Raw genomic sequence first — 24,315 nt, 5'->3', positions numbered from 1 at the left:
GGCTCAAGCCTTTACGTTAGGTATGGAGCCGGTGGCCGGGGAGACCACGTGGATCTCCCCGCGGGCTGCCTTGCCGGCGATATCGGTACGGAACTGCGCGCCGTCGAGCTGGACCAGCTCCACGCCGTCGTAAGCCCGCTCGCGGGCCTCCACGAGATCCGTCCCCAGCGCCACGACGGCCAGCACCCGGCCCCCGGCCGAAACTACCCTGCCTTCGTCGTCCAGTTTGGTGCCGGCATGGATGACATGGACGCCTTCAAGCGCATCCACCTTGTTCAGGCCACGGACGCGGTCCCCCGTGCGGGGCGTGTCCGGGTAGTTTTCGGCGGCAACGACGACGGCGACCGCAGACTCCTTGGACCAGCGCACCTCTTCGGCCTGGTCCAGTTCGCCCTTGGCAGCTGCCAGCATGAGGGCGCCGAGGGGGGTCTTGAGGCGAGCGAGGACCGCCTGCGTCTCGGGATCGCCGAAGCGGACGTTGAACTCGATGACGCGGGTGCCACGGGACGTCAGGGCCAGGCCGCAGTAAAGGACGCCGACGAACGGCGTGCCGCGGCTGGCCATCTCGTCCACGGTGGGCTGGGCCACGCGGTCGATAACTTCCTGCACCAGGCCTTCAGGCGCCCAGTCGAGCGGGGTGTAAGCGCCCATGCCGCCCGTGTTGGGGCCTTCATCATTGTCGAAAATTCGCTTGAAGTCCTGCGCCGGGGACAGCGGCACAGTGGTGCGGCCGTCGCACAGCACGAACAGGGAAACCTCGGGTCCGTCCAAGAACTCCTCGATCACCACGGTTCCACCGGCGTCGAAACACGTCTGCGCGTGGGCGAGGGCTTCCTCGCGATCGTTGGTGACCACCACGCCCTTACCGGCAGCCAGTCCGTCGTCCTTGACAACGTGCGGAGCGCCGAAGGCGTCCAAGGCGTCAGCGGCCTCTGCCGCATTTGTTGCCACGCGGGCCATGGCGGTGGGCACACCGGCCTCAGCCATGACCTCCTTGGCGAACGCTTTGGAAGCTTCGAGCTGGGCAGCGGCTTTGCTCGGGCCAAAGACCGGAATGCCGGCCTCGCGGACAGCGTCGGAAACACCTGCCGCGAGCGGGGCTTCGGGTCCGACGACTACCAGGTCAACGGCCAGTTTCGTCGCAAGCGCTGCGACAGCGGCGGGGTTGTTGCCGTCGATCGCGTACGTGGGGACCAGCTTGGCGATGCCGGCGTTGCCCGGAGCCGCGTGGACCTCGGAAACGTTGGGATCTTTGAGCAATGAGCGGACAATGGCGTGTTCGCGGCCGCCGGGGCCAATGACGAGTACCTTCACAGTCTTCAAGGGTACTTTGTGCGGGGGCAGGACTCCTAAGCTGTGTCCACCACCGGACATGCCCCCTCTTGGCCACGAGCAATGGACATAGCACTGACATGCCCATTCCCCACCACCAACGAGGAGCATGTCCCACCCATCCTGGGGTGTTCCCGCTCCGAACAACCTGCATGAAGACGCTCAGAAACTGGCTCAGGGGACCCACCACAATGGCTGCGCTGGCCGGGGTGGCAGCGGCCGGCGTCGTACTTTCCGTTGCGGAACTGATCGGCGCTTTTTTTACCGCCCGGGCCACTCCGGTGATTGCGCTGGGGTCCACGTTCATCGATTTCACGCCGCCGTGGATGAAGGATTTTGCGGTCACCACGTTCGGCACCAATGACAAGGCCGCCCTGTTTGTGGGCATGGGCCTGACCATCTTCGTGCTGGCCTGCGTCCTCGGCATTGTGGCCTTCCGTAATTGGGCGCTGGGCGTGTTGGGCGTCCTCGGCATGGGCGCGGTGATCGTTGCCGCCGTCGTGACCCGGGCCGGCGTCAAGCCTGTGGACGCCATACCGAGCCTGATCGGCACGCTTGCCGGACTCGCAACCCTGCGCTTCTTGGTGACCAGGCTCTGGCGGCTGAATTCCTTCCCCGACGCACCCGCCGACACCGCAGCAAAAGGCATCGAGCGTCCCGCCACCACGCGCCGCACCTTCTTTGCCGCAACGGGTATCACCGTCGCCGCAGCCGCCATCGCGGCCGGGGGCGGGCGCTTCCTGAGCTCCGCGCGCAGCAATGTGGCCAGGGCGCGGGATTCGTTGAAGCTCCCCGCTCCGGCCCGCGCGGCTGCTCCCGTTCCAGCCGGTGTCCAGTCCCCGACACCGGGAGTCGTCCCTTGGCTCACCCCAGCCAAGGACTTCTACAGAATCGACACCGCGCTGAGCGTTCCGGAGATCAACGCCCAGGAATGGGAGCTGAGGGTTCATGGACTGGTGGAACGAGAGGTCCGGCTGACTTTTCAAGACCTGCTCGACGCCGAATTGATCGAGGCCCACGTGTCGCTCACGTGTGTCTCCAATCCGGTCGGCGGAAACCTTGCCGGCAACGCCAAATGGCTTGGACTGCCCATCCGCGACGTGCTCAAGCGAGCCGGCCCCAAGGCCGGAGCGGACATGGTTCTCTCCACCTCAATAGACGGCTTCAGCGCCTCCACACCGCTCGAAGTGCTCCAGGACGGCAGGGATGCAATCCTTGCGATCGGCATGAACGGCGACCCGCTGCCGCTGGAACACGGCTACCCCGTGCGCATGGTGGTTCCCGGGCTCTACGGGTTCGTTTCCGCAACAAAATGGGTGGTGGATCTGGAAGTCACCCGATTCGCCGACAACAAAGCCTATTGGACCAACCGCGGCTGGTCCGAGCGAGGTCCTATCAAGACGATGGCCCGGCTGGAAGTGCCCAAATCCTTCGCCAAAGTGCCGGCAGGCAGGGTCGCCCTGGGTGGCACGGCTTGGGCGCAGACCCGCGGCATCAAGAAGGTTGAAGTACAGATCGACAACGGCGCGTGGGCCGAAGCCACCCTTGCCGCGGAAGCATCCGTGGTCACGTGGCGGCAGTGGTCCTTCGAGTGGGACGCCACGCCGGGACCCCACTACATCAAAGTCCGCGCCACGGACGGAACAGGGGAACTGCAGACTGAAAAGCGAGTGGATCCTGTGCCGGACGGCGCCTCGGGATGGCAGTCCGTCATGGTGACCGTGGAGTAGCCCGGGAAGACGGTTGCCGCACCCTAGACTTGCATCATGCCCTTGAGTTCGCATGAAACCTTCAGCGTTGATTCCGCCGTCGAGCTGGCAGTGATTGAGCGCAGCGGGTTCATCGAATCGCGCCACATCGGTTCCGCCGTCGTCCTTTCCGGTGACGGCTCGGTGGTGACCCAACTCGGGGACATCACCACCCCCATCTATGCCCGCTCCGCGCTCAAGCCCTTCCAGGCGCTCGCTTCTATGCAGTCGGGCGTGCCGTTGCGGGGCGCCCAAGTTGCCTTGGCCTGCGCCAGCCATGTGGGCTCCCTGGACCACATGGACGTGGTGGAAGGAATGCTCAAAGCCGCCGGCGTCCGGGAAGAGCAACTGCAATGCCCCTCGGCGTGGCCGCAAGACGAGGTTGCCCGCAACTGGTTGATCCGTTCCGAGCACGGCAAGTCCAAGTTGGCCTTCACCTGTTCGGGAAAGCATGCAGCGTTCCTCTGGGCGTGCACCGAGAACGGCTGGGACACGCACAGTTACCTGGAGCCCAACCATCCCCTGCAACAGCGCGTGCGGACCGTCATCGAGGAATACAGCGGTGAGAAAATCGCCCACCTCGGCATTGACGGCTGTGGAGCACCCGTTGCCGCGCTTTCCCTGACCGGGCTGGCGCGGGCCTACTCGCGCTTGGCGCAGGCCCCACGGGACCAGAGCTCCAATGCCCGCGCGGCAACCATTGCCACGTCAATGTTGGACTACCCGTGGGCAGTTCAGGGCCGCGGCGGGGCAAACACCATTGTCATGGACGAACTCGAAGTGCTTGCCAAGGGCGGAGCTGAAGGTGTCCTGGTCTTGGCAACACCCACTGGCGCCTCCGTTGCAGTGAAGATTCTGGATGGGAATCCCCGCGCAGCCACCCTGGTTGGCTTGACGCTCCTCGCAGTTGCAGGCGCTGTGGATATTCCCGGAGTCTCCAGCGTGCTCGAAAAGGTCGTGGAGCCGGTCCTCGGCGGTGGCCACTCCGTCGGCAGGATCCGCCTCGGGCATGCCGTTTCGGCGCTGCTGGACTGATTGGGGCGCCGAAAGATGGCAATTGCACGACGCCGGATCGACCTTGAGCAGGGCAGGGCGGCACTGGCCGCATGGCAGACGGCCGTCGCGCAAGAATCAGAGACGGGGACATCGCCGTCGCGCACTGTTTTGGCAACCGCGGTGCGTTACTCGCTTGAGGAGCTCACCGCCCGCGCCCCTGGCAACTCAGTTGAAGTCCGGGTGCCGCCGTTCGGCGTCACCCAGTGCGTGGAAGGTCCACGGCACACGCGCGGTACTCCCCCGAATGTCATCGAATGCGACGCCGCCACCTGGCTGGCGATGGTGACCGGCCGCTTGGCGTGGTCCGCCGCCGTCGACGCCGGCCGGGTAGCCGCATCGGGCCTGCGCGCGGATTTGTCGGAACTATTGCCGCTGTTCTGAAGCGGCAAGCGCCGCGGCCGCGCCAACAGCACTCAGCTACATAGCGCAGTGGTAGTTTGCGGTTATGGTTAATGCCCTCGCGTGGTTCTCACAGTCCGGTGTGGTGCAAGGATTAATTCTCGGTGCCGTGCTGGCGTTCTTGACGGCGATCCTCTTGATGAATGCCGTGGGCAGGGCGATCACAACAACTGTCAACGGCTGGAGTGCCATCCGCAAATGCGGCCAGCCCGGCAACGGAGTGCTCGTGCGGGCTGCCTGCGCCAAAGCCCTGCCGGTCGTCAATGTGTTTGAAGAGGCCGCGTACTGGACCACCACTGTGGATGGCTCAGGGCAAACGCTGAGCGGCGGGCATGGATACGTCCTGCATTTTCCTGCCGGGAAACTCCCGCCGACTGACGCCTTCTGGTCGCTCACTCCCACCGACATCGTCGGATATATGGTGAACAATCCAACTAATCGCTATAGCGTTGGTGACCGGTCACCGCTCGAGCAGAACGCCGACGGTTCAGTCGACATCTATCTCCAGCATCAGGCTCCGAGCACGCACGAGCAGAACTGGCTGCCAACTCCTTCGGGGAAGTTCAAGCTGATGTTCCGCGTGTATCTGCCTGGCTCGGCAATTCTCGACGGCACGTACCAATTGCCGCCCGTTGTAAAGGCAGTGATATGAACCGCCTCATCTTGAAGTATGGGCGTCCCCTTACAGCCGTCATACTGGCGGTCTTTGCTTGGGTCATCTATCGGCGGATCGCCAGCGGGGACGGGATCACTCCACTCGCCATAGCGGCTGTCATCGTTTGGGTGATCGGCGCGCCGGCTTTCATCTACCTCTGGCCGCGTCTCACGGTCAATGGATACAAGAGGGCGATCCTCAAGCATGGGTTCGGTGACGGCCCGATCCCAGTCAACACCCTGTACGCAGTACCAAGCACTTCTTCCCCGTCGGCGTCGCACGGGAGCCTCATGGCAACCGGAGCCGACGATCTGCTCTACGTTGGCGGCTGGCTCGATTTGAGCAAGGGGCCGCAGGTCCTGCACGTACCGGACATGGCCGGCCGCTACTTCAGCGTGCAGTTCACCCACCCGTCGACGAGCACCAATTTTTCCTACGTCGGCAAACGTACGACCGGAACCGAAGCCGGCGACTATGTTCTCAGCGGGCCCGGCTGGAAGGGAACCGTACCGGACGGCATGACCCAGATTTCTTCGCCAACCGATTCCGCGCTCGTGATTGGCCGTGTCTTCGTCGAGAGCGACAGCGACCTGCCGATCGCTTACGGGCTTGCGAAGCAAATACAGCTCGCGCCGCTGAAACAGTAGCGGTCCCCTGTACGCAGTTGAGCGCCCCACGACATTGTCGTGGGGCGCTCAACTGGAATGGAGCTTGGTGCCTCTAGTCGGGACTGACCGAGGGGCTCCGGTGTTGACCCGGCTTGATCATCTCGAACTGCGGGATCTCATCCGCGCTCGGCCCGCCGCGGAACTTCGGAGAGGGTTCCCGCCCTTCGCTGATGCGTTCGATTTCCTGTTCCTCAAAAACGTCCTCGGCTCCGAGCATGATGGCGGAATCCTCGTTGGTGATTTCACCGCGGAAGGCACGGAGCATAACGGAACGGTCGAACTGGCCTTCCCATTTCGCGACGACGAATGTGGCTACGCAGTTGCCGAGAAGGTTGACGACGACGCGCATGGAGTCCATGAGGCGGTCGGCGCCGAGGAGCAGTGCGACGCCTGCAACCGGGAAGATGCCGAGCGCGGCCGCCGTGGCAGACAGCGCCAGGAACGATGAACCCGGTACGCCGGCCATGCCCTTGGACGTCAGGAGCAGGACACCCAGGGCTGCCAACTGCTGCCCGAGGTCGAGGTGATGACCGAAGGCCTGGGCCAGGAACAGCAACGAGATCGAAAGGTAGATCGCGGCGCCGTCGAGGTTGAATGAGTAGCCCGTGGGGACAACCAGGCCCGTGGTGGCGCGGGAGCAGCCGGCATTGGTCAGCTTGGTCATGATGCGCGGCATGACGGCCTCGGTGGATGCCGTACCAAGTGCCAGGAGGAATTCCTCACGGGTGTACTTCAGGAATTGCCACAGGGGCACCCTGGCGAAGCTCCAGGCGACGAGGAACAGCAGGCCGATGAAGACGATGGCCGCCCCGTAACAGGAGGCGATCAGGAGCGCATACGTCCCCAGGGTGTCCAGTCCGTACTGGCCGATGATGAAAGCCATGGCACCAAAGGCACCAATGGGCGCGACCTTCATGATCCAGGACATGATCTTGAAGATCAGTTCGAGGACGGTTTCCATGAGGCTGATGACCGGGAGGCAGCGCTCACGCCCGATGACGACGATTGCCGCGCCAAAGAAGACCGAGAAGAAGAGGACCTGGAGCAGGCTGTTGCTGGCGAAAGCGCCGATCACAGACGTGGGAATGATGTCCAGGAGGAAGGAAGCCGCGTCCTTGGGCGGGGCGGTGCCGGTCTTTGCGTTCAGCGCATCCTGGGAGAGAGTGCTCGGATCGATGTGCAGTCCAGCACCCGGCTGGACAAGGTTTCCGACGATCAGGCCGAAAACCAGTGCGAAAAGCGTGGCGCCGGTGAAGTACAAGAGGGCCTTGACCCCGACCCTTCCGACCGCCTTGACGTCGCCCACTGCCGAGATTCCCGTGACGATCACGAGGAAGATCAGCGGAGCGATGATCATCTTGATGAGTTGAATGAAACCATCGCCCAGTGGCCGGAGGGTGGACCCGATGTTCGGCCAGAAATGGCCGATGAGTACACCTGCGACGACGGCGATCAGAATTTGGAAGAAGAGCGACTTGTACAGTGGCTTCTTCTTCCGCGGGGCCGAACTCGCCTTCAGCGCCGCGGAGTCTGGGATCTTCATTGATCTGAACCAATCAGTTTGGGAACAGCCCCTGATTTCGGGGATGAAATCAATGTAATCCCGCTCACACGATTCCACAAGGGGAAATTCAAATTTCACAATGTGGAATCGTGAAGCTTGACGCTGCTCCTGCTTGCGAAGACCCTGAACCCAGGCAGTGGAGCCCGTACCGGCAGAGTGCGGGTAATGTAGCTCAGGCTGTGGAACCACTCCGAAGGACGGCGCTAAGAAACATGGATCTCCAGAATCTCCTTGACGACATTGTCGGCACGGTTCAGCCTTTGCTCGGCCAAGGAGCGCCCGCAGACTACATCCCGAGCCTGGCCGCGGTGGATACCAAGCAATTCGGCATTTCCGTGGCAACCTCCAGCGGTGACGTATTCTCCTCCGGCGACGCTGACGTGCCCTTCTCGATCCAAAGCATTTCGAAGGTGTACGCCCTAGCCTTGGTGCTGGCCGGGGACGGCGACCGCATCTGGAAGCGCGTGTTCCGGGAACCATCCGGCAATCCGTTCAATTCCCTGGTGCAGCTGGAACACGAAGACGGAATTCCGCGGAATCCGTTCATCAATGCCGGGGCCCTGGTTGTCACCGACAGGCTGCTCAGCATCGCGGATGACTCGCCATCCGTCCGGGAATTGCTCCGGCAAGAAAGCGGCAACAGCTCTATCGATGCCGACCCCGTGGTGGCCGCTTCAGAGGCGGCGAACAGTCACCGCAACGCCTCGCTGGCACACTTCCTGGCCAGCTACGGAAACCTCGAAAATCCCGTGGACTCGGTCCTCGAGGCCTACATCAACCAGTGCGCCCTGGAAATGAGCTGCACCGATTTGGCCCTTGCGAGCAGGTTCCTAGCCAATAACGGGCTGCGCGGGAACGGCACGCCGCTACTGTCCCCGTCCCAGACCAAGAGGATCAACGCCGTGATGCTCACATGCGGCACCTACGACGCCGCGGGCGAATTCGCCTACCGCGTGGGACTCCCCGGCAAGAGCGGGGTAGGCGGCGGCATTGTGGCTGTGGTGCCCAACAGATGCACCATCTGCGTCTGGAGCCCTGGCCTGGGACGATCCGGGAATTCGCTGGCGGGCGTTGCCGCCCTGGACGAGTTCACCACCCGCACGGGCTGGTCGATCTTCTAGCCCGGCGCAGGGCTTCTAGCCGCGTCGAGCTAGCCGCGGCCCACGAACGGCATCCCCGCGGCGGTCACCACCACTGAACCAATATTGGCCGACGCCGGCATATTGGCCATCATGAGCACCGCGCGCGCGGCATCCTCCACAGGGAACATTGGCTCCACGCGCCTGCTCCCATCGGCCTGGAGCGCGCCCGAGCCCACGCCGATGGTATCCATGATTTCGGTGCGCGTGTTGCCGATGTCGATCTGTCCGCAGCTGATGCCAAAGGGGCGCCCATCCAGCTCAATGCTCTTGGTCAGGCCGCTCATGGCGTGTTTGCTCACCGTGTACGCAACGGACAATGGCCGCGGCGAATGGGCCGAGATTGAGCCGTTGTTGATAATGCGCCCACCTTGCGGTTCTTGCGATTTCATGGTCCGAACGGCCTCGGCCGCGCACAGCATGGAGCCCGTGACATTCACGGCCAGGGTGGCATCCCAATCGGCCACGCTGATCTCGTCCACGCCTCCGGACGGACCGAAGATGCCCGCATTGTTGAATAGGACGTCGACCCTCCCCCAGCGCCGGCGGGCCGCGGCGAAAAGGCGCGCGACGTCGTCGGGCACTGTCACATCGCACGGCACCGCAAGCGCCTCAGCGTGGCCCTCAGCGGTCTCGAGGAGCTGCGCTTCACGGCGACCGGCGAGGGCAACGCGGTAGCCTTCGGCCAACAGAAGCCGGGAGACTGCCCGCCCGATCCCGGAACCTGCTCCGGTGACGACGGCGACCCGGGGCTGGGTGGGGATGGTTTCGCTCACGCGGTTCTCCTGGTTGTTGAACTAGTGCGCGGCGGGAGCATCCGCCGTCGTCGTGTCTGTGATCGTCAGTGGCCAGCCTACGACGGTCTTCGGACGAGGCGTGGCGTAGGTCCGGACCTTGGACGTGGACAGGCCCAGGCGGACGAGCGACTCGGCGATAGTCACCGCGGCGGCAACTCCATCTACTACCGGCACTCCGCAACGTTGGCGGATCTGCTCGTCGAGGCCGGCCATGCCTCCGCAGCCGAGGACGATCACTTCTGCCTTGTCGTCACGCACGGCCCGTTCAGCCTGTTCCACAATGGCTTCCACAGCGCGGTCCGGGTATTCCTCGAGTTCCAGCACGGCCATCCCGCTCGCACGGACGGAGGCGCAGCGGGCGTCAAGCCCGGCAAGCTTCAAGCGATCCTCGATGAGCGGAACCGCACGATCCAATGTGGTGACCACCGAGTATTTGTGCCCGAGGAACATCGCAGTGCTGGCAGCGGCCTCGGTGATGTCGACCACCGGGACGTCGAGGAGCTCCTGAAGCCCCTCGCGGCCGTGCTCGCCATAACCCGCCTGGATGACGGCGTCGAACGGTTCTGGGTAATTGACCACGCGGTCCATTACAGCGATGGCGGCAAGGTAGCTTTCAAAGTTCCCTTCGCAGGAATCGGCGCCGAACCGTGGGGTGATGCCGATGATTTCAGTGCCCGGAGCCGCGACGTTTCGAGCTTGGGCTGCGATGGAGTCCGTCATGGATTGGGTGGTGTTGACGTTTGCGACGAGGATTCGCATGGGTTCCTCCTTGATTGGGTTGCCTGGTAGCCGGGTTAGCCCAACTGACTCGCAGTCGTTGTCGTTTTGACGGGCGAAAACGACGCTAACTGCGAGTCAGTTGAGTATTAGTGGTTGCTGACGACGGCGATCGGCTCGCCGGAGATGTCGCTGTGCTGCTGCTTCTTGTCCGCGAACACGTAGTAGCACAACGCCCCGATGCCTGCGCCGAAGAACCAGGCGAACGGTGCTGCGGCCTCCAGTGCGGGTACGAATGCAATCAGGATGGCGACGACGGCGGCCGGAACCATGGCGGCGATCGCCCGGGGGTTGACGCCACGCTTGTAGAAGTAGGTGCCGGACGGGTGGTCCGTGTAAAGGTCGAGGACATTGACCTTGCCGCGGCGCAGCAGCCAGTAGTCGGCCATGACGACGCCGAACAGGGGGCCGAGCAGCGCGCCAAGTCCGCCCAGGAAGTACACGATCACCAAGGGGTTGTTGTAGAGGTTCCACGGCAAGATGATCAGGCCGATGGTACCGCTGACCCAGGCTGCCTTGCGGAAGTTCAGGTGCTTGGGGAAGAGGTTGGTGAGGGCGTAGACCGGTGCAACGAAGTTCGCCATGAGGTTCACTGCGATAGTCAGGATCAGCAAGGCAAGGCAGGCCAGGACCAGGAAGAGCGTATTGGGGATGCTCTGCACGATGTCCGAAGGGCTTTCAATGATCTTGCCATTGATCTTGTACTGGCCGCCGGCCATGATGACCACGATTGCGCCGAACAGGAGCATGTTGATGGGGATGCCCCAGAAGTTGCCGCGGACAATCGACTTCTTGGACACCGAGGAACGGGTGAAGTCGCAGAAGTTCAGGACGAAGGTGCCGTAGATGGAGACCCAGAGGGCGCCGCCGGCAAAGATCGTGCGCCACATCTCGCCGCCTTCGAGTCCCTTGATGCCGGACCACTGGATGGCACCCCCGGCCTCGACGAAGACCCAGATGGCAATGGCCAGCATGGTGACGAGAATGATGGGGCCGGCGAAGGCCTCGTACTTGCGGATCATTTCCATGCCGAAGCTGACAATGACCAACTGGATAATCCAGAGCGATACGAAGGCGATCCAGCCGAGCGTTGACAGGCCCAGGATGGAGTTGGCATCCACGTCCTTGAGTCCGGGGAACATGGCGACAAGCATGACGCGGAGCACCACCGAGGCGAGGTAGGTCTGAATTCCAAACCAGGCGATTGCCACGGCCCCGCGGACCAGGCTGGCCAGCTGGGCGCCCCGGATACCGAAGCTGATCCGGCTCATCACCGGGAAGGGAACGCCCGTCTTCTGGCCCATGAAGCCGGAGAAGGTCAGGAGGGTGAACAGCAAAACCGCGCCGATGCCGAGGGCCACGAGGATTTGCCACCCGCCCAGGCCAAGCGAGAAGAGGCCGATGGCGAACGCATAGTTGCCAAGGCTGTGGACGTCGTTGGCCCAGAGGGTGAAGATGCTGTAGCTGGTCCAGCGCCTGCCCTCTTTCTTGGTGGGGGCAAGGTCCAGGTTGTAGAGGCTGGGGCTGATGGTGCGGCCTGCTGCGACGGACGCTACATCGCAGAGCGTTTCATTTCCTACTGACGGATGTACCGAACTGCCAGGCAGTATGGTCTGCTCCGAAGCCGTTGTGACGCCGACTGGGGGAGTCGATTGCATCGTGGATCTCCACTTCTTTGTGGTGCTGCAACTAGGCTTCCGAGACGCTGTGAGAGGATGTGAATCTTTTTCGCATCGTGAAATCTAGTTATTGAATAGTGAAATAACTTTATGAGCCAGATCACCTTTGGTCAAGGGTTTCGCTCCCGACGGCGGTCACAATCTGCCATCTGGCGCCGCGCAGCCTCGCGAGGACTAGCCTCTGCGGCGCTAGATTGACGCTTGGCGAACGCATGGCTAATCTCGAAATACAGAATTTTATTCTCACAATACGAAATTTCCATGCACGTTTCAGCGCGCACTACAGTGCAAGCGCCCAGACATTCAATGAAGAGAGGTTGGACGTGGCTGCAGGAGAAGAGACCTCACACATCCTTAGCGGGTTGACTTCCCAGCTGCCTGATCGTGATCCGGAAGAGACTGCCGAGTGGGTTGAGTCTTTGGATGCGTTGATCAGGGAGCAGGGCACGGAGCGGGCGCAGTTCATCATGCGCAGCCTGCTTCAGCGGGCGGGGTCCCAGTCGGTGGGGGTGCCGATGGTGACGACCACCGATTACGTGAACACGATCCCGGCGGACCAGGAGCCGGTGTTCCCTGGCAACGAGGAGTTCGAGCGCCGGTACCGGGCGTACATGCGCTGGAACGCGGCCGTGATGGTGCACCGGGCGCAGCGGGCGGACATCGGGGTGGGCGGGCACATCTCCACCTATGCCGGGGCCGCGACGCTGTACGAGGTCGGATTCAACCATTTCTTCCGCGGCAAGGACCACCCTTCGGGCGGGGACCAGGTCTTCTTCCAGGGACACGCGTCCCCGGGGATGTACGCGAGGGCGTTCATGGAGGGCCGGCTTTCCGAGGAGGACCTGGACGGGTTCCGGCAGGAAAAGTCCAAGGAGGGCCATGCCCTCTCCTCCTACCCGCACCCGCGCCTGATGCCCGCGTTCTGGGAATTCCCGACCGTGTCCATGGGCATCGGCCCGATGAACGCGATCTACCAGGCCCAGTCCAACCGCTACCTGCACGACCGGGGCCTGAAGGACACCTCCGGCCAGCAGGTCTGGGCGTTTTTGGGCGACGGGGAAATGGACGAGCCCGAGTCCCGCGGCCTGCTCCAGCTCGCCGCGAACGAGAACCTGGACAACCTGAACTTCGTGATCAACTGCAACCTCCAGCGCCTGGACGGGCCGGTCCGGGGCAACGGGAAGATCATGCAGGAACTGGAGGCGTTCTTCCGCGGCGCGGGCTGGAACGTCATCAAGGTCGTCTGGGGCCGGGAATGGGATGATCTGCTGGCCCGGGACACCGACGGGTCCCTGGTGAAGATCATGAACGAGACCGTGGACGGGGACTACCAGACCTACAAGGCCGAGTCCGGCGGGTTCGTGCGGAACACTTCTTCGGGAAGACCCCGGCCACCAAGGACCTGGTCGCGGACCTGGACGACAACCAGATCTGGGGCCTCAAACGCGGCGGCCACGACTACCGCAAGGTCTACGCCGCGTACAAGGCCGCGTCGGAGTTCAAGGGCAAACCCACCGTGATCCTGGCCAAGACCGTCAAGGGCTACGGGCTCGGACCCCACTTCGAGGGCCGCAACGCGACCCACCAGATGAAGAAACTCACCATGGCAGACCTCAAGGCCTTCCGTGACCACCTGCGCATCCCCATCACCGACGAACAACTGGACACGGACCTGTACCGGCCCCCGTACTACCACCCCGGCATGGACGCCCCGGAAATCCGATACATGATGGACCGCCGCGCCGCCCTGGGCGGGCCCGTCCCGGAACGCCGCTCCACCCACACCCCCGTGGTGCTGCCCGAGGACAAATCCTACGAGGCCGCCAAGCGCGGCTCCGGCAAACAGCAGGCCGCCACCACCATGGCCTTCGTGAGGCTCCTGAAGGACCTCATGCGGGACAAGAACTTCGGCGCCCGCTTCGTCCCGGTCGTCCCGGACGAGTCCCGCACCTTCGGCATGGACGCGTTCTTCCCCACCGCGAAGATCTACAACCCCAAGGGCCAGAACTACCTCTCCGTGGACCGGGACCTCGTCCTGGCCTACAAGGAATCCCCCATGGGCCAGCTCATCCACCCCGGCATCAACGAAGCCGGCGCCGTCGCCGCGTTCACCGCCGCCGGCACCGCCTACGCCACCCACGGCGAACCCCTCGTGCCGATCTACGTGTTCTACTCCATGTTCGGCTTCCAACGCACCGGCGACGCCTTCTGGGCCGCCGCGGACCAGATGACCCGCGGCTTCATCATCGGCGCCACCGCAGGACGGACCACCCTCACCGGCGAAGGACTCCAACACGCCGACGGCCACTCCCCCATCCTGGCCTCCACCAACCCCGCCGTCCGCACCTACGACCCCGCCTACGGCTACGAAATCGGCCACATCATCCGCGACGGACTCCAACGCATGTACGGGGACCACTCCGAGGACCGGAACCTCATGTACTACCTCACCGTGTACAACGAACCCATCACCCAGCCCGCGGAACCGGAAAACCTCGACACCGAAGGCCTCCTCAAGGGCATCTACCTGCTCGCCCCGGCGAAGCCCGAGGATCGGGACAACAAGCGACCCCGCGCGCAGATCCTGGCCTCGGGCGTCTCCGTCCCCTGGGCCCTGGAAGCCCAGAAAATCCTCGCCGGCGACTGGGGAGTCTCCGCCGACGTCTGGTCCGTGACCTCCTGGAACGAACTCCGACGCGACGGACTCGCCGCCGAAGAACACGCCTTCCTCAACCCCGGCGAACAACCCCGCACCCCCTTCGTCGCCCGGCAACTCGCCGGCGCCACCGGACCCGTCATCGCCGTCACCGACTACATGAAAGCCGTCCCGGACCAGATCCGCCAATTCATCCCCAACGAATTCGCCTCCCTCGGCGCCGACGGCTTCGGCTTCTCCGACACCCGCCAAGCCGCCCGACGCTACTTCAAAAACGACACCCACTCCATCGTCACCAAAACCCTGCAACTCCTCGCGGCGAGGGGCGAGGTAGACCCGAGTGCGCCGTCGTACGCCATTGACCGCTACAAGCTCCTGGACGTCACTGCCGGCACTACCGGCGGTTCAGGAGGCGACGCCTAAGGTGCCCTAAAACTAATCGGCGGCAGTGCTCCTGTGAGCACTGCCGCCGATTTCTTATTGCGCTCCGAGCGAGCGGTGATCCACCACGAATCCTGTGGCGGCACTCTCCCTGACTGCATTGATTCCGGCCACGAGGGCCGCGATATCCGGGAACTTAGGCGACACTGCCACGACCGTTCCATCGTCGGCCTTCAACCGGAAGTGGAACGATTGCTCCCCTGCTGCCAAGATTTCGAAAATGCCAGACATAAACTCTCTTTCTACCGCGGATGCGTCGTTGCATCCCTTTCGATGACCACTGACTCTCGTGAAGTCCCTAAGAGAATATCCGCCATCGGAGCGTGCCAGAAGGCCTACCCGTGGGTAATATTCAACCTTTTTCGGTAGACCTACGCCGGAATCCGAGGAGAACCGGAAGACACGGAGACACCCAAGGTTTACGCCGGGCCAACGCGGCCCAGGCACGGTGGACTGCCTCAACCGACTCTCGAGCGCACCGGATTGACTTGACTAGTTGCCCTCGACGCAGATATTTCGCGGCACTTGCAACATGAATCGTCTGCACGCGCCACAAGTTAGGCATGAAGATTCAAACAGCGCCTTCCGTCCCCGTTGAGAACGGCGTGTGGCAGCTTCTGGACCGGTGGCGGGACCAGAGCCGGCGCGATGGCTGGCGGTATGTCCGGGACTGGTTCGTACCGGAAGTCGAAGGCATGGCCCTCTCGGTGATGAATGGGAATTCATCTCTTGGTGCAGCCCGGCATCTGGGTGCATCGCGTTCCTTCCACGGTGTTGGCATCGCTGAAACGATGACCGATCTGCGATCCCTCTTCACAGCTGCCGGACAACCGGTCGATCAAAGCGCGCTGCAGGACATCGCCGTCGGATGGGTAGAGGCCAGAGAGCAAGACCAACAGCCTTCGTCCTGCACGGATGTCACAACGGGCCTGGCAACCACAGCCCATTTCGAACGCGCACTTCAAGACGCGCGCCGGACGGCGAACGGCTCCGGCAAGTTCATCCTGGGGGCTTTCCTGTTTCCTCTCATGGACAAACAACTGAAAGGCTCCTGGACCCTGTCCGTGGAAGTGGGTCGAATCTGCGCCCAGGAATTCACCGGCGAATCAGCGATACAGGTGTACCGCCATGACAGGGTGGACTTCCTCATCCAGGGTTCAACAGGGAACCTTGCTGATGCGCTGAGGTGCAAGAGGCGCCTTGAAACGCTCCGTAACGGGGCCCTCGGCCCTTGCAAGCTCCGGTACCAACCGATCCCGTCAACGGATGCCGAAGCCATGCGCCTCATGGCGCAGCTCCGGGGGATCCCGGTAAGGCCGCAGTCGCGATGACCTGCCGCGAACGTCCGGCGAACCTGTTCACTTCAACCGCGGGCCCGGCCATACGCGGGAACGAGGGCTCACTGCGGCTCATTGCCATCATTGATGCCGTTCTCAGCCTGCCGGGCCACAACACAGCCAGTGAACGGGACACTGCCACCGGCACACGGCGGTTCACCTCATCAATGGTCTCCATCCAGGAGCCGATGGCACCTCCCGGCAAAGACGCCATCGGCCAAACACCCGCCCGGGGCCGCCGCCGAGCAGAAACGCTGAGAGCCCAATGGCTGAAAACACTTTTCCCAAGGAAGTCCTAATGCTGCAGCTCCCGGGAAACCTGGACAATCAAATTGAACGGCAACCCCCTGAAACGAGGCACGAATCGCCTCCATCGCATGCCACAGCTCCCGGAGTCTTCTTGGCGTGTCCCCTACACGGTACCGGTGTGCGCCTCGTTCATTACGCGCACAAGGCCACCGCGGCACCTCACGACACCCTGACCTATTCTGCCTGGGTCATCAATGATTCAGGGGAAGTCCTCACCGATGTCACCCTTGTCCTGCGGTCCTTCACCAACGCAGGACTAGAAGAGCTGAGCTACGCGACCGGCCCGTCCGCCTTGAGTTTCGGTCCGATGCCAGCCGGAGGGGAAACCGAGCTCGTCTTCACGTATGTCGTCACCGAAAACGACCAAAGCCATGCAGGAGAGCTCATCAGCGCCATGGCTGTCCAGGCCGTAACCGCGTCCGGGACGAGGCACTGGGATGAACACGACGCCATCACACCCATTTCCTTTCCCTGAATAGCCCTCTGCCCGATCAGGTTCCGCAGGACGGTGTAGCCGGTTCACGCCTGTTGGCGGAGGAGTGACTCGGCTCTGCCGCGCCGTTTTGCGAATTTTACATGACCATCCTCAGGTGCCCTGGGAAAAAGTTGAGAGTTTCCTACCAGATCGTCGTCACGTTCGGTCGGGTGCGACTACTAACCAGTCAGACGCAAAGTTCCGGGCGTGGGCCTGGTCGTTACTACTAGTGAGGTGTTCGGTGAAATTGAACAAATTCACCACAGCAAGGCCTGGGATCAGGGGCGGTTCCTGATGACCGTCAAGACTTTCTCCTGTGTCTTCAAGGACCCCGCTGGGCTACTCCCGAAGACGCACCGCTCCCTGTCACGGCTGATCCTGGGCCTTACCACTGTTCTGGTCCTTCTAGTTCAGCTCTTGGCGATGCCCGCGGCTGCGAACGCCGCGGGGTCCCCACAGGTTCCGGCCGGGCAGTCTGTCCCGGCGAACGCCGGCACGGCCTTGCTGCCAATGGCGTTGACGGTTTCCCAGGTGTGCGCGCCCAACGTCTTCTACGCCATCGGTCAGTCCGGGGGGATCTACCGATCGCACGTGGATCCCACCACCAACAACCCTGTGTACGACTACCAGATGGCCAACACCAGCACTCCCCTCACCAATGCAAACGCGCTCGGCGTCAGCCCCCAGACGGGAATTCTGTACTACGTCGATCGTCTCTCGGGATCTGTCAACCTCTACTCCTACAATCCCACCGCAACCAATCCCGCCCCGGTTCTTATCACAAATGTCAATACTTCGATCGGTGGCGGCACCGTAGCCGGCGCGGTCAACCCCGTCGACGGCGCATACTACTTCGGCGGCTACAAGGACATCCCGGTCGCCGGAAGCAACCCGCCAAGCTGGACCGTCAACCTGTACATCTGGCGCTACGATCCGGCAACCGGGGCCGTTACCTTGGTGGTCAACGGGCTTCAGCTTTCCTCCTCTGCCTACCTGGGATACAACTTCAACTCCACAACGAACAGCTGGGACCCGGTACCCGCCACCCTTAACGGCGACTTTGCCTTTGACAGCCAGGGAAATCTTTACGCCATCGTTTCCCAGGTCGACAACGCACAGACGGCGTACCCGGGAAGGGTCAATATCTTCACCATCACCGGGGTGGGCGCCACCCCGGGTGGAACGGTGGCCAATGCCACGGGCAGCATCCTGATCGGCAATTCGACCAACGATCCCGGTTACGACGGCATCGCCTTCGATTCCAACGGCGCGCTCATCATCGAGTCGCACAACCTCGGCACGAGCACCAACGTCACTGTCTACGACCCCAACACCTTCCAGCCCTTAGGGACCAGAACAGCACTGGCTTATCCCAACGGTGAAGATTTGGCCTCATGCCAGCCGGCACCGCCCCACGTGAAGCTGCAGAAGGAAATCGTCGGCGGCCGAGTCAGCGCCAGCGACCAGTTCAACCTCTCCATCAAACGTGGCGACACAGCCGGCAACGGAGCCGTCCTGGGAAGCACCACCACCACCGGCAGCGCCTCGGGTGTCCAGAGCCAACAAGTGGGCCCGGCCGCCGTCCTCGCCCAGGCCAGCGGGGTGTACTACACGTTCTCCGAATCCCAGACCACGTCAACCGGCGGATACACCACCACCTGGAAATGCTGGAACACCCCGGACCTCACCGCCGCACCATTCCTGAGCGGCACCGGGACCTCATTCAACGTCAACAGCACGAGCATCCCGACTTCATCGAGCACTGTCTCGACCGAGGTCACCTGCCGCTTCGTCAACACAGCCCTCCTGCCCAACTTGGTGGCTTCGAAGAGCGTGAACCCCGCGGCCGGGACCATGGTCCAACCCGGACAGGTACTCACCTACACACTGACCTTCGACAACACAACCGGTACCGCCCCGGCAGCCGTCAGTTACACCGACTGGCTCGGGAACGTGCTCGACGACACGACCTTCGTGGCCAACTCCATCAGCACGACCACCACGAGCGGGACTGCCCTGGTCGTGGCCAACAACTCGGGGGCGGCACCGCCAACTCTGGGCATTACCGGCACGGTGGCCGCGGGCGCGAAGAGCGTGGTGACCTACCAGGTGAAGGTCAACAACCCCGGCGCTCCAGGTAATGCCTCGGTCGAGAACTACCTGACGCCCTCGACAACCACCACTCCCCCGACGTCCTGCCCGGCCGGCAGTACCACCTGCACCGTCAACCCGGTGGGCTCGTGGACGCTGGGCAAGACCGCCTCTCCGGCCTCGGGAACGTACATCAACCCCGGCGACCCGGCTGCGAGCAGGGTGATCACCTACACGGTGACCGCCACCAATTCCACCGTCAATCCCATCACCGGTGTCATCCTCACCGATGACTTGAGCCAGGTACTGAACAACGCCACCTTCACAGCCGGTTCGGCGAAGCTCACCATCAACGGGGGCACACCCGTCGCAGTTCCGGACCCCGGCGCCGGCAACAAGCTGGTGACACCCTCGTTCACCCTCCCGGGCAACGGCACCGCGGTGTTGACCTACTCGGTGACCGTCAATACGAATGCGTGGCTCGTCACCCTGAAGAACGGGGCAACCGGCAACGGGGTCATCCCGCCGGCACGATGCGTGACCGGCAGCGCAGCCCCGCTTGACCCTGCGTGTTTCACCACGAACCCCACCACGGGCCACCTGTTCGTGCAAAAATCTGGGCCCGGCCCGACCCAGGGTTCCACCGTTCCCCTGACCGGCTCGACCTTTGAGATCCATAATGATGCCGCCGGGCAAATGGGCTCCACGGTGGTCGGGGTGAGCAGCGCCGTGTCCGGGTCCCCCGGACTGGTCGAGGTCAGGAACTTGCTTCCAGGGACGTACTGGCTGCTCGAAACCAAGGCCCCGAACGGCTACTCGCTCCTGGCTACTCCCGTGAAGTTCACTGTGTCTGCTAACGGCAGCATCACTCTGGATACAACCACGGCCGGCACCTCTGTAACAGTGAACGGTTCGACCATCACCGTCCTGGACGTGGCGGCAGTGAAGCTTCCAGCCGCCGGCGGACCGGGCAATGCCGGCCTCTTCGGAGGTGCCCTTCTCGGGATCCTCCTCCTCATGACTTCGCTCGCCCTCATCATGGCCAGGCGAGCGGACAAAACCCCACATACCCAGATTGCTGAGCGCAGCTCCGTGCATCTCCCTGGGGACAACAAGAAAGGAAAACGATGAAATCATCGAAGGTGAGGCGCAGAATAGTTGCTTCGCTAGCCGCAATTGCCTCAGCAGCAATGCTTGCCCTCGGGGCAGGGGGCGCGCACGCGGCGAACATTGCGAATATCGATCCGTCCAAGACGGCTACGCTGACCATCCACAAGTACCAGCAGCCGGCCACGCCGACCAACTTGCCGAACAACGGAACGGCACTGACTGCGGCCCAGCTAGCGGGCCTGACCCCCATGGCTGGGGTCACGTTCACGGTTCAGAAGGTCAACAACATTGACCTGACGACCAACGCGGGCTGGACTGCCGCAGCAGCCCTGACACCGGCCCAGGCCGCAGCGCAGGCGGCCACCCCGGGCACCGCGGTCACGACCGACGCGACCGGTACAGCCACCCTGGCGAACCTTCCTCTGGGCCTGTACCTGGTAACGGAGACCGGCTACCCGGCCGGGGTCACTCCTGCGGCTCCGTTCCTGGTCACGCTTCCCATGACGGACCCCGTGAACGAGAACAACTGGATGTACAACGTCAACGTCTACCCCAAGAACGCGGTGACCGGCGCCACGAAGACCGTCACGGACGCCCCGGCCATCAAGCTCGGCGACAACGTGCAGTGGACCATCACCGGCGACATTCCCAATGTCAACCCGATTGATGGCTACCGGATCGTGGATCAGCTCGACCCGAAACTGACGTACACGAACTCGTCGGTAGCGCTCTCTAACGGCGCCACACTGACGTTGAACACGGACTACACCATCGCGTTCAACGCCGCCACGAACACCCTCACGGTCGACTTCACCGCCAGTGGCCGGGCCATCCTTGCCGCCAACCCCACGGCCAAAGTCGTCGTGACTGTGAACACCACCGTGAACACGGTCGGCCAGATCTCGAACACTGCCCTCGTGTACCCGAACGCGGCCAGCTTCACGATCGCTCCGGGCCAGCCCGGCGGTCCGGTCGTCACTCCGCCGGTGGTTACCAAGTGGGGCGACATTGTCCTTCACAAGCAGGACTCCAAGACCTCGGCTGCCCTGGCCGGCGCCGTGTTCTCGGTGTACCCGACCCAGGCTGATGCCCTTGCCGGCACCAACGCGATCACCATCGCCGGTGTCAGCTCCTGGACCACCGATGCCAGCGGCAACCTGGTGATCTCCGGACTGCGCTACTCCAACTGGGCCAACGGGGTTGCGGTAAGCCCGGGCCAGCCCGGCTACCAGTCGTACTGGCTGGTAGAGACCAAGGCTCCGGCCGGTTACGAACTGCTCGCCCAGCCGGTCCAGACCACGGTCACCAGCTCGGACCCGACGGTCGTCACAGTGACGATCAACAACGTCCTGCACAACGCCGGATTCCAGTTGCCCCTCACCGGTGGTGTGGGAACCTGGGCCCTGACAGCCGGCGGGATTCTTGTGCTAGCCGGTGCTGGTCTCTTCATGGTCACTGGCCGTCGGAAGCGCAACGAGGCAAAGTAATTCCTCGGTGACCTACGTCCTGTGATGCAAGGTGTGGGGCATCCGCCAACCTGGTGGATGCCCCACACCTCTCCCGTCCATCAAAGCAAGAGGCTCCAATGACTCAAACCCTCGAAGAATTCATGGAGGGTTCCGAACCCGGCCCGAAAGACCCCAATGGTCGCCGCAGAGCCAGGAGACCGGCGGCTGGACGCCACGGCATCCGATCCGGGCTTGCTGACCGGAGGTTCGCGGCAATGATGGTGATCGCGGCCATCGGGCTTGGCCTGATCCTCTACCCACAAGCAGCGGACTGGTTCAGCTCGATATCCCACAACAGCCAGCTTTCCGGCTACTCCCAGGAAGTCGAGCAACTCGAACCTTCGGCCCGGACGAAAGTGCTGGACCGCGCACGCGAATACAACTCCCGCATCCCCCCGGGACAGCTGCGTGACCCCTACTCCGCACAAGCCCCCACCCCGGCCGTGGAAGGGCAACTGCGGGACTACCAGGGCCAGTTAAACGTGGCCAACGATGACGTGATCGGGCGGTTCCGATACCCCTCGCTGAACATCGACCTGCCCATCTTCCACGGAACCAGCGACGACGTCCTAGCCAAGGGAGTCGGCCATCTCTACGGATCCTCCCTTCCCGTAGGGGGCCCCGGTACACACAGCGTCCTGACATCACATTCGGGAATCCCCAACGCCGAACTCTTCAACCCCCTCCATCAAGCGAAAACGGGCGACATCTTCTCCACCGAAGTCATGGACCACACCTTCCTCTACAAAGTGAACAAGATCGAGGTGGTCAAACCGGATGACATCTCTTCCCTGAAAATCACCGCGGGTGAGGATCAAATCACCCTGATCACGTGCACCCCCATCGGCGTGAACTCGCACCGGCTCCTCGTCCACGCCTCCCGGATCGCAGACATCCCCAAAGACGCCCCCGAACAGAAAACCCTGGCAGGACGACAAACCAACATCGGATTCCCGTTCTGGGCCCTCTACTTCATCGGCGGCCTGCTTGCGTTCTGCCTGGCCGCCGCCCTCCGGAACCGCCGGCGAAACCGGTGACCCGACACGCGCATCGGGAGCCGGCGCCGTGAAATTGCGGCGCCCTTTTCGCAGCACAAACAGCGAATAGGCACCACTTTGAGTATGCCAAGCAAACCAGCCGCACCACGCCGCATACTCAAAGGAGCATCATGCCTGTTCGCAACGAAAGCTGGCCCGAGGGAACCCCGAACTGGGTGGACGCCCAGGTGGATGACGTCAAGGCCGCCGCAGACTTCTACTCCCGGTTGTTCGGCTGGGATATCCAGGATGCCGGCCCGGAAGCGGGCGGCTACCACATGGCCTTCCTGGGCGGTTCGCCCGTGGCCGGCATCGGCCCCAAACCCGAGAACGCCGGCCCCCTGCCCTCGGTGTGGAGCACCTATCTCGCCGTCGACGACGCCGACGCCACCGCAGCGAAGATCACCGATGCCGGCGGGCAGCTCATGATGCCGCCGTTCGACGTCATGGACCAGGGCCGCATGAGCGTGGCCTTCGACACGGCAGGGGCCGCCTTCGGCATCTGGCAGTCGACCGGCCACCACGGTATCGGCCGCTACAACGAACCCGGGGCCGTGTGCTGGAATGAGCTTCACACCCGCGGCTACCAGCCCGCACGCGAGTTCTACGCCAGCGTCTTCGGCTTCAGCTACACGGACATCGGAGACGGCTCGGAGTTTGTCTACTCCACCTTCGAACGTCCCAAGGACGGCCAGACCGTGGGCGGAATCTCCCACGACACCAACCTCCCGGACGGTGTTCCGAGCTACTGGCTGACATGGTTCCAGGTCCAGGACCCGGACGCGACCCTGGAGGCTGCCGCCGCGCTCGGCGCGGCCACCCTCTTCCCGCCCACGGACAGCCCCTTCGGCCGCATGGCCATCCTCCACCGGCGGCGCGGTCACCGACCCCGGCGCGCCGGTGAACTTCGTCGCCCAGCTGGCGTCGGGCGAGCCCGCTCCCGCCGTCGAGATCGCCGGCTACTCGATCATCCAGGCCGAGTCCCTCGACGCCGTCCGCGCCTTGCTCGCCGAACACCCCTTCATAGCCCGCGGCGGAACGCTGCAGGTCAGTGAGTGCCTCGGCGTCTGACCCAGGAAACGGCGGCTGCGAACCAGGCTCGCAGCCGCCGCGCCCTGTCTGCCAGGTCACGGATCGGACCGGCAGCTTGAGAGGAAAACAATGAGCTTGAACACGATCGCCGCCTCGGCATTAAGCCCGTCGATCTCTGAAACCGAGGGCATCCATATCATGGTCATGGCAGCGCTGATTACCGTGTCAGGTGCCCTCGCCGTGACCGGAGTCGTCTTTGTGTTGCTGACCGCTCCGCTCGTAGCGGTGGCTTTCCGGCGCCAGCGCACCAGCAAGAGAGCAAGCCGCGCGATGCACGGCGCCCCCCACTCCGCAGAAGAAGAATCCCTTGCGAGCGAACAACGTTGCCTTCATTTCTCCCCCAAGGACTAACTCCAGGCGACACGAATGGTCCCCGGCTGGCACTAATAGGAGGCTCAGTCACTTTCCTGTACGTTCCGACGACACAAAGAGAAGCGGCGCAGCT

19 protein-coding genes and 1 pseudogene are annotated in these 24,315 nt (G+C 63.2%); 14 read left to right on the top strand and 6 right to left on the bottom strand.

Annotation, left to right across the window (positions count from 1 at the left end; genetic code table 11):
• Window positions 1–3 precede the first annotated feature (3 nt).
• The gene (gene purD / locus OW521_RS15035; protein ID WP_268025900.1) at window positions 4–1,314 is read right to left on the bottom strand and encodes a phosphoribosylamine--glycine ligase; all 1,311 of its coding nucleotides are present in this window, start codon (window positions 1,312–1,314) and stop codon (window positions 4–6) included.
• A 170-nt stretch (window positions 1,315–1,484) separates the two neighbouring features.
• Between purD and OW521_RS15030 the strand changes: the two genes are divergently transcribed.
• The 5 genes from OW521_RS15030 (at window position 1,485) to OW521_RS15010 (ending at window position 5,837) form a co-directional block, all read left to right on the top strand.
• The gene (locus OW521_RS15030; RefSeq protein WP_268020426.1) at window positions 1,485–3,062 is read left to right on the top strand and encodes a molybdopterin-dependent oxidoreductase; all 1,578 of its coding nucleotides are present in this window, start codon (window positions 1,485–1,487) and stop codon (window positions 3,060–3,062) included.
• A 36-nt stretch (window positions 3,063–3,098) separates the two neighbouring features.
• Window positions 3,099–4,115, top strand: coding sequence for an asparaginase (locus tag OW521_RS15025; RefSeq protein WP_268020425.1), 1,017 nt, complete (start codon window positions 3,099–3,101; stop codon window positions 4,113–4,115).
• A gap of 15 nt (window positions 4,116–4,130) precedes the next feature.
• A complete protein-coding gene (locus tag OW521_RS15020; RefSeq protein ID WP_268020424.1) occupies window positions 4,131–4,517 on the top strand; it encodes a sterol carrier family protein in 387 nt (128 codons plus the stop codon).
• A 64-nt stretch (window positions 4,518–4,581) separates the two neighbouring features.
• Complete coding sequence (locus OW521_RS15015; RefSeq protein ID WP_268020423.1) at window positions 4,582–5,187, top strand: DUF1214 domain-containing protein; 606 nt, start codon at window positions 4,582–4,584, stop codon at window positions 5,185–5,187.
• A complete protein-coding gene (locus OW521_RS15010; RefSeq protein WP_268020422.1) occupies window positions 5,184–5,837 on the top strand; it encodes a DUF1254 domain-containing protein in 654 nt (217 codons plus the stop codon). Before OW521_RS15015 ends, OW521_RS15010 begins: the two co-directional genes overlap by 4 nt.
• Before the next feature lie 73 nt (window positions 5,838–5,910).
• Here the strand turns inward: OW521_RS15010 and OW521_RS15005 are convergent, their stop codons facing one another.
• Window positions 5,911–7,401: a cation:dicarboxylate symporter family transporter gene (locus OW521_RS15005; protein WP_268020421.1), complete on the bottom strand. Its 1,491-nt coding sequence runs from the start codon at window positions 7,399–7,401 to the stop codon at window positions 5,911–5,913.
• A gap of 233 nt (window positions 7,402–7,634) precedes the next feature.
• On the opposite strand from OW521_RS15005, the gene OW521_RS15000 reads away from it, so the two are divergent.
• Complete coding sequence (locus OW521_RS15000; RefSeq protein ID WP_268020420.1) at window positions 7,635–8,543, top strand: glutaminase; 909 nt, start codon at window positions 7,635–7,637, stop codon at window positions 8,541–8,543.
• A 29-nt stretch (window positions 8,544–8,572) separates the two neighbouring features.
• Here the strand turns inward: OW521_RS15000 and OW521_RS14995 are convergent, their stop codons facing one another.
• The 3 genes from OW521_RS14995 to OW521_RS14985 form a co-directional block, all read right to left on the bottom strand.
• A complete protein-coding gene (locus OW521_RS14995) occupies window positions 8,573–9,337 on the bottom strand; it encodes an SDR family oxidoreductase (protein WP_268020419.1) in 765 nt (254 codons plus the stop codon).
• A gap of 21 nt (window positions 9,338–9,358) precedes the next feature.
• Entirely contained in the window at window positions 9,359–10,117 is a 759-nt protein-coding gene (locus OW521_RS14990) for an aspartate/glutamate racemase family protein (protein WP_268020418.1), read from the bottom strand.
• 107 nt (window positions 10,118–10,224) lie between these two features.
• Window positions 10,225–11,793: an NCS1 family nucleobase:cation symporter-1 gene (locus OW521_RS14985; RefSeq protein ID WP_268020417.1), complete on the bottom strand. Its 1,569-nt coding sequence runs from the start codon at window positions 11,791–11,793 to the stop codon at window positions 10,225–10,227.
• A 344-nt stretch (window positions 11,794–12,137) separates the two neighbouring features.
• Here OW521_RS14985 and aceE point away from each other — a divergent pair.
• A pseudogene (gene aceE / locus OW521_RS14980) lies at window positions 12,138–14,893 on the top strand (pyruvate dehydrogenase (acetyl-transferring), homodimeric type).
• A 54-nt stretch (window positions 14,894–14,947) separates the two neighbouring features.
• Here aceE and OW521_RS14975 read toward each other — a convergent pair.
• Window positions 14,948–15,142, bottom strand: coding sequence for a YegP family protein (locus tag OW521_RS14975; RefSeq protein ID WP_265981967.1), 195 nt, complete (start codon window positions 15,140–15,142; stop codon window positions 14,948–14,950).
• A gap of 332 nt (window positions 15,143–15,474) precedes the next feature.
• Between OW521_RS14975 and OW521_RS14970 the strand changes: the two genes are divergently transcribed.
• From OW521_RS14970 to OW521_RS14940, 7 genes are all read left to right on the top strand, one after another.
• Window positions 15,475–16,242 carry a hypothetical protein gene (locus OW521_RS14970; protein ID WP_268020416.1) on the top strand — a complete coding sequence of 256 codons (768 nt, stop codon included), beginning with the start codon at window positions 15,475–15,477 and terminating at the stop codon, window positions 16,240–16,242.
• A gap of 304 nt (window positions 16,243–16,546) precedes the next feature.
• Window positions 16,547–17,032, top strand: coding sequence for a hypothetical protein (locus tag OW521_RS14965; protein ID WP_268020415.1), 486 nt, complete (start codon window positions 16,547–16,549; stop codon window positions 17,030–17,032).
• Between the two features lie 294 nt (window positions 17,033–17,326).
• Window positions 17,327–20,254, top strand: a complete 2,928-nt coding sequence (locus tag OW521_RS14960; protein WP_268020414.1) for a prealbumin-like fold domain-containing protein — start codon at window positions 17,327–17,329, stop codon at window positions 20,252–20,254.
• On the top strand, window positions 20,251–21,720 hold the full coding sequence (locus OW521_RS14955; RefSeq protein ID WP_268020413.1) for a SpaH/EbpB family LPXTG-anchored major pilin: 1,470 nt from the start codon (window positions 20,251–20,253) through the stop codon (window positions 21,718–21,720). The genes OW521_RS14960 and OW521_RS14955 overlap by 4 nt, the downstream gene beginning before the upstream one ends.
• A gap of 98 nt (window positions 21,721–21,818) precedes the next feature.
• Window positions 21,819–22,778, top strand: coding sequence for a class C sortase (locus tag OW521_RS14950; protein WP_268020412.1), 960 nt, complete (start codon window positions 21,819–21,821; stop codon window positions 22,776–22,778).
• A 131-nt stretch (window positions 22,779–22,909) separates the two neighbouring features.
• A complete protein-coding gene (locus OW521_RS14945; RefSeq protein ID WP_268020411.1) occupies window positions 22,910–23,833 on the top strand; it encodes a VOC family protein in 924 nt (307 codons plus the stop codon).
• 106 nt (window positions 23,834–23,939) lie between these two features.
• Complete coding sequence (locus tag OW521_RS14940) at window positions 23,940–24,221, top strand: hypothetical protein (protein WP_268020410.1); 282 nt, start codon at window positions 23,940–23,942, stop codon at window positions 24,219–24,221.
• Window positions 24,222–24,315: the final 94 nt, after the last annotated feature.

This window comes from Arthrobacter sp. MMS18-M83 (genome assembly GCF_026683955.1).
GTDB lineage: Bacteria > Actinomycetota > Actinomycetes > Actinomycetales > Micrococcaceae > Arthrobacter.
The sequence above is the reverse complement of the archived record's forward strand: the minus strand, read 5'-3'. Positions and strand labels throughout refer to the sequence as shown.

What these genes read in the sequence shown, in the direction of transcription:
- OW521_RS15030 (WP_268020426.1), top strand. Translation starts at nt 1,485, where the DNA reads ATGAAGACGCTCAGAAACTGGCTCAGGGGACCCACCACAATGGCTGCG.
- OW521_RS15025 (WP_268020425.1), top strand. Translation starts at nt 3,099, where the DNA reads ATGCCCTTGAGTTCGCATGAAACCTTCAGCGTTGATTCCGCCGTCGAG.
- OW521_RS15020 (WP_268020424.1), top strand. Translation starts at nt 4,131, where the DNA reads ATGGCAATTGCACGACGCCGGATCGACCTTGAGCAGGGCAGGGCGGCA.
- OW521_RS15015 (WP_268020423.1), top strand. Translation starts at nt 4,582, where the DNA reads ATGGTTAATGCCCTCGCGTGGTTCTCACAGTCCGGTGTGGTGCAAGGA.
- OW521_RS15010 (WP_268020422.1), top strand. Translation starts at nt 5,184, where the DNA reads ATGAACCGCCTCATCTTGAAGTATGGGCGTCCCCTTACAGCCGTCATA.
- OW521_RS15005 (WP_268020421.1), bottom strand. Translation starts at nt 7,401, where the DNA reads ATGAAGATCCCAGACTCCGCGGCGCTGAAGGCGAGTTCGGCCCCGCGG.
- OW521_RS15000 (WP_268020420.1), top strand. Translation starts at nt 7,635, where the DNA reads ATGGATCTCCAGAATCTCCTTGACGACATTGTCGGCACGGTTCAGCCT.
- OW521_RS14990 (WP_268020418.1), bottom strand. Translation starts at nt 10,117, where the DNA reads ATGCGAATCCTCGTCGCAAACGTCAACACCACCCAATCCATGACGGAC.
- OW521_RS14985 (WP_268020417.1), bottom strand. Translation starts at nt 11,793, where the DNA reads ATGCAATCGACTCCCCCAGTCGGCGTCACAACGGCTTCGGAGCAGACC.
- OW521_RS14975 (WP_265981967.1), bottom strand. Translation starts at nt 15,142, where the DNA reads ATGTCTGGCATTTTCGAAATCTTGGCAGCAGGGGAGCAATCGTTCCAC.
- OW521_RS14970 (WP_268020416.1), top strand. Translation starts at nt 15,475, where the DNA reads ATGAAGATTCAAACAGCGCCTTCCGTCCCCGTTGAGAACGGCGTGTGG.
- OW521_RS14965 (WP_268020415.1), top strand. Translation starts at nt 16,547, where the DNA reads ATGCTGCAGCTCCCGGGAAACCTGGACAATCAAATTGAACGGCAACCC.
- OW521_RS14960 (WP_268020414.1), top strand. Translation starts at nt 17,327, where the DNA reads ATGACCGTCAAGACTTTCTCCTGTGTCTTCAAGGACCCCGCTGGGCTA.
- OW521_RS14955 (WP_268020413.1), top strand. Translation starts at nt 20,251, where the DNA reads ATGAAATCATCGAAGGTGAGGCGCAGAATAGTTGCTTCGCTAGCCGCA.
- OW521_RS14950 (WP_268020412.1), top strand. Translation starts at nt 21,819, where the DNA reads ATGACTCAAACCCTCGAAGAATTCATGGAGGGTTCCGAACCCGGCCCG.
- OW521_RS14945 (WP_268020411.1), top strand. Translation starts at nt 22,910, where the DNA reads ATGCCTGTTCGCAACGAAAGCTGGCCCGAGGGAACCCCGAACTGGGTG.
- OW521_RS14940 (WP_268020410.1), top strand. Translation starts at nt 23,940, where the DNA reads ATGAGCTTGAACACGATCGCCGCCTCGGCATTAAGCCCGTCGATCTCT.